At 67.1% G+C, this 4,441-nt stretch carries 4 protein-coding genes; all 4 read right to left on the bottom strand.

Features of this window, described 5'->3' with window-relative positions; genetic code table 11:
* Position 1 precedes the first annotated feature (1 nt).
* A complete protein-coding gene (mihF, locus tag ELR45_RS21820; protein WP_129668225.1) occupies positions 2–316 on the bottom strand; it encodes an integration host factor, actinobacterial type in 315 nt (104 codons plus the stop codon).
* Positions 317–490: 174 nt separating this feature from the next.
* A complete protein-coding gene (pyrF, locus tag ELR45_RS21815) occupies positions 491–1,363 on the bottom strand; it encodes an orotidine-5'-phosphate decarboxylase (protein WP_240760021.1) in 873 nt (290 codons plus the stop codon).
* Between the two features lie 173 nt (positions 1,364–1,536).
* Positions 1,537–2,670, bottom strand: a complete 1,134-nt coding sequence (locus ELR45_RS21810) for a quinone-dependent dihydroorotate dehydrogenase (RefSeq protein WP_129668299.1) — start codon at positions 2,668–2,670, stop codon at positions 1,537–1,539.
* A partial coding sequence (gene carB / locus ELR45_RS41345) for a carbamoyl-phosphate synthase large subunit (RefSeq protein WP_240760020.1) occupies positions 2,670–4,441 on the bottom strand: 1,772 nt, incomplete at its 5' end. The genes ELR45_RS21810 and carB, both read right to left, overlap by 1 nt.

Raw genomic sequence — 4,441 nt, 5'->3', positions numbered from 1 at the left:
CTCAACCGCTGAAACGCTCGATGAGCGCAGCCTGCTGATTGGCACCCAGTCCACGCACACGACGTGTCTCTGCGATGCCGATCTCTTCCATAATCTGCTTGGCGCGGACCTTGCCCACACCCGGCAGTGACTCGAGCAGGGCGGAGACCTTCATCTTGCCGATGACCTCGTTGGTCTCTCCCTCCTTCAGGATGTCACTGAGCTTGGCACCGGCATTCTTGAGCCGGTTCTTGACCTCTGCCCGCTCCCTGCGGGCCTCAGCAGCCTTCTCGAGAGCGGCCGCGCGCTGTTCTGGAGTCAAGTTTGGGAGCGCCACGAGCGGGTCACCTCTGTTGTGTCGATCGGATAGCGGACAGTATCAACAAACTGGAACCTAGCGGGTGAACCACCAGGTCAGCAACGTGACCACGGTACCCCTACTCGACAGGAGCGCACGCACCGACACCCGATTTTCTTGTCACGTGTCGCGTCACGTCTTGACGTGGATTCTTCACTTCTCGATCAACATCTCTTTGACCTGGGCGTTCAATGCAAACGCGCTGGCACTGAGCGCGGCGGAATCTGGACCGCAGCGCAGAATTTCTCGCGACACGGATGGCAGAACGCACGACAGAACAGGCCCGAAGACGCCCTTCAGGTCGCTTACCTGTGCGCCCTGCGCACCGATCCCTGGAGCCAGGAGCGGGCCGTTGACGCGCAGTTTCTCCCCATCTACACCGTCTGTTCCCGCGCGACCGCCGGTCGCGCCGACAACACATCCGATGCTGCCAAACGGTCGCTCCCCGGCGTTGACCCTCCGCACATGGTCGAAGATGGTCTCGGCGACAGTCCGGCCGTCCGGGCCACACGCATGTTGCACCTCCCCGCCTTCCGGGTTTGAGGTTCTCGCGAGCACGAACACTCCGTTGCCGTGTGCGAGCGCCGTGTCGATCAACGGCTGCAGCGAGCCGAACCCCAAGTATGGGGAGGCAGTGACCGCGTCCGCGCACAACGACGACGACGGGTCGAGGTACGCGTCAGCGTAAGCCTGCACCGTGGAGCCGATATCGCCTCGTTTCGCATCCATCAACACCAAGGCTCCTGCCGACCGCAGCTCGGTCAGCAGGCGCTCCAGGACGGCTATCCCCCGTGAACCGTGCCGCTCGAAGAAGGCCGACTGTGGTTTGAAGATCGCCACGTCCCCGGCCAGAGCGTCCACCACGGTCCGGCAGAACCGTTCCAGGCCGGCCACGTCGTCGCCGAGGCCCCACTCCCTGAGCAAACTCGCGTGCGGATCGATCCCCACGCACAGGGGCCCTCGGTCGCGCATTGCCTCGAACAAGCGGGATCCGAACGTCACCCCGTCGCCTCTCTGTTCCGTCACCGTTGCCTCCTCACACCGGACACGTTCTCATCGCCGGCGCACGGCCATCGCCCGCCTTCGGGCCGCATGTCGCACGAGCCCGACCGACCAGCCTGCGTGCGACGTCCGTCAGTGTCACGACGGGCGTTCACTAGGGCGTGTCTGATGGATCTCGGCAGTAGGCCATGGATCCATCAGACACGCCCTAGCTCGGCGAGCTCGCGGTGGATCCGCATCGGCCAGGCCGGACCGCCATAGACGAAGGCTGTATAAGCCTGGACCAGCGTCGCTCCGGCCCGGAGCCGTTCCAGCACGTCGTGCGCGTTCTCGATGCCGCCGGCGGCGATCAGCGTCGGGCGGTGTCCTTCGCCCGTGGCCGGGGCCTTCTCATCGAGACGAGTGCTGAGCAGCAGCAGGACCTCCAGCGCGCGTTTCGCGAGCGGCGCCCCCGAGAGCCCGCCGGCGCCGGCTCTCTCGACATCGCCCGGCGTCGACGAGAGACCGTCGCGCGAGATCGTCGTATTGGTCGCGATGATCCCGTCCAGCCCCAGTTCGAGCGCCAGGTCGGCCACCGCCAGCACATCGTCGTCGCTGAGGTCCGGAGCGATCTTCACCAGGAGCGGGACCCGCCTCGTCGGAGCGCGGCCAGGACCGCCCACGCTGCTCTCGGCACGATTCACCGTGACGGCGTCCGCCTGGCGCCGCACTGCGCTCAGCAGCGGGCGGAGATGGTCCACCGCCTGCAGATCGCGCAGGCCCGGCGTGTTGGGAGAGCTGACGTTCACTACGAGGTAGTCCGCATAGGGCGCCAGCAACCGGGCGCTCGCTTCATAGTCGGCGATAGCCTCGCTCTCCGGCACGACCTTGGTCTTGCCGATGTTCACCCCCACGACGACGGGTAACGCCGACCGCCGTCGACGACGTCTGGCAAGCCGGGCCGCCACCGCCGCAGCGCCGTCGTTGTTGAACCCCATCCGGTTGACGATGGCCCGATCCGAGACGAGCCGGTGCAGGCGCGGCTTCGGGTTGCCGGACTGCGCGCGCCCGGTCACGGTGCCGACCTCCACGAACGCGAACCCGAGCGCGCCCAGTGCGTCGATGGCGACGGCGTTCTTATCGAACCCGGCCGCCACCCCGACAGGACCGGGGAATCGGAGGCCAAGGGCGTCGACCGCCAATTCCGGGTCCCTCGGCGACATTCTGCGCCAGGCAACGCGCCGCGCGCCCGGCAGCACAGCAGCCGCCCGCATCGCCGTCATCGCCAGATGATGCGCGGCCTCCGGATCCACCCGGGTCAGCGCGGAGTCGAACAGCCTCCGGTACAGCATCATGCCGGCGCGCCCGTGCGCTCGTCATTCACACCGTCCCGAGCCGGACCGGCGGCGCTCAGCGACCCCGTCGCAGCCCAGGACTGCAGCGATCGGACGCTCTCGGTGCCCGCGCGTAGCGATTCGATGCCGTGGACGGCGGCGGCGAGGCCCTGCACCGTGGTGACGCAGGGGACGTTGGCTTGGATGGCGGCGGTGCGGATTTCGTAGCCGTCGGCGCGTGGGTTGCCTGCGGTGGTGGTGCCGCTGGGGGTGTTGATGATGAGGTCGACGTCTTGGTTGAGGATGCGTCCGATGATGGTGGGGGTGCCGTCGGGTTCGTGGCCGGTCCAGCGTTTGCGCACGACTTCGGCGGTGACGCCGTTGCGTCGTAGTACCTCTGCGGTGCCGGCGGTGGCGAGGATGTTGAAGCCGAGGTCGGCGAGGCGTTTGACGGGGAAGATCATGTGTCGTTTGTCGCGGTTGGCCAATGAGACGAAGATCGTGCCTTGTGTGGGGAGCGGGCCGAACGCGGCGACCTGGGATTTGGCGAAGGCGGTGCCGAAGTGCTGGTCGATGCCCATGACTTCGCCGGTCGAGCGCATCTCGGGGCCGAGCAGCGTGTCCACGGAGCGCCCGTCCGGGCTGCGGAACCGGTTGAACGGCATCACGGCCTCTTTCACGGCCACGGGGGCGTCGTCGGGTAGATCGACACAATCACCCTGTGCGGGGAGAATGCCCTCTTGGCGGAGTTGGTCGATGCTCGCGCCGAGCATCACACGTGCGGCGGCTTTCGCCAGCGGCACGGCGGTGGCCTTGGACACGAACGGCACCGTGCGCGACGCGCGCGGGTTGGCCTCCAGCACGTAGAGCACGTCACCGGCCAGGGCGTACTGCACGTTCAACAGGCCCTTGACGCCGACACCTTTGGCGATCGCCTCCGTGGACGCTCGGATGCGCAGGAGCTCATCCCGTCCGAGTGTGGTGGGCGGCAGCGCACAGGCGGAGTCACCGGAATGGATCCCGGCTTCCTCGATGTGTTCCATCACCCCGCCCAGATACAACTCGGCCCCGTCGAACAGGGCGTCGACATCAATTTCGACGGCGTCATCGAGGAACCGGTCGACCAGGACCGGATGCTGCGGTGAGGCTTCAGTGGCCCGGGTGATGTAGTCAGCCAGGGAGCCCTCGTCGTAGACGATCTCCATCCCCCGCCCGCCGAGCACATACGACGGGCGCACCAGCACCGGGTACCCGATATCAGCCGCCACCTCGCGGGCTTCGTCGAACGAGGCCGCCAGACCGTGCTTCGGGGCGGGCAACCCGGCCGCGTGCAACACCCGGCCGAACGCGCCACGTTCCTCGGCCAGATCGATCGCGGCCGGCGAGGTACCCACAATCGGCACACCCGCCCCCTCGAGTGCTTTAGCGAGGCCGAGCGGGGTCTGCCCGCCCAGCTGAACGATCACCCCAGCCACCGGCCCGGCCGCCGACTCGGCGTGCACCACCTCAAGGACGTCCTCCAGCGTCAACGGCTCGAAGTACAGCCGGTCCGCCGTGTCATAGTCAGTGGACACGGTCTCCGGGTTGCAGTTGACCATGACGGTCTCGTATCCGGCCTCATGCAGCGCCATCGCCGCGTGCACACAGGAGTAGTCGAACTCGATCCCCTGACCGATCCGATTAGGGCCACTGCCGAGAATGATCACCGCAGGCCTGTCCCGAGTGGCGACCTCGCTCTCCTCGTCATACGACGAGTAGTGATACGGCGTCGCAGCGGCGAACTCCGCCG

Source organism: Phytoactinopolyspora endophytica (assembly GCF_004138495.1).
Classification (GTDB): Bacteria; Actinomycetota; Actinomycetes; order Jiangellales; family Jiangellaceae; genus Phytoactinopolyspora; species Phytoactinopolyspora endophytica.
The sequence above is the reverse complement of the archived record's forward strand: the minus strand, read 5'-3'. Positions and strand labels throughout refer to the sequence as shown.

Coding starts and splice junctions, on each gene's coding strand:
- ELR45_RS21810 (WP_129668299.1), bottom strand. CDS start 2,670: ATGCTGTACCGGAGGCTGTTCGACTCCGCGCTGACCCGGGTGGATCCG.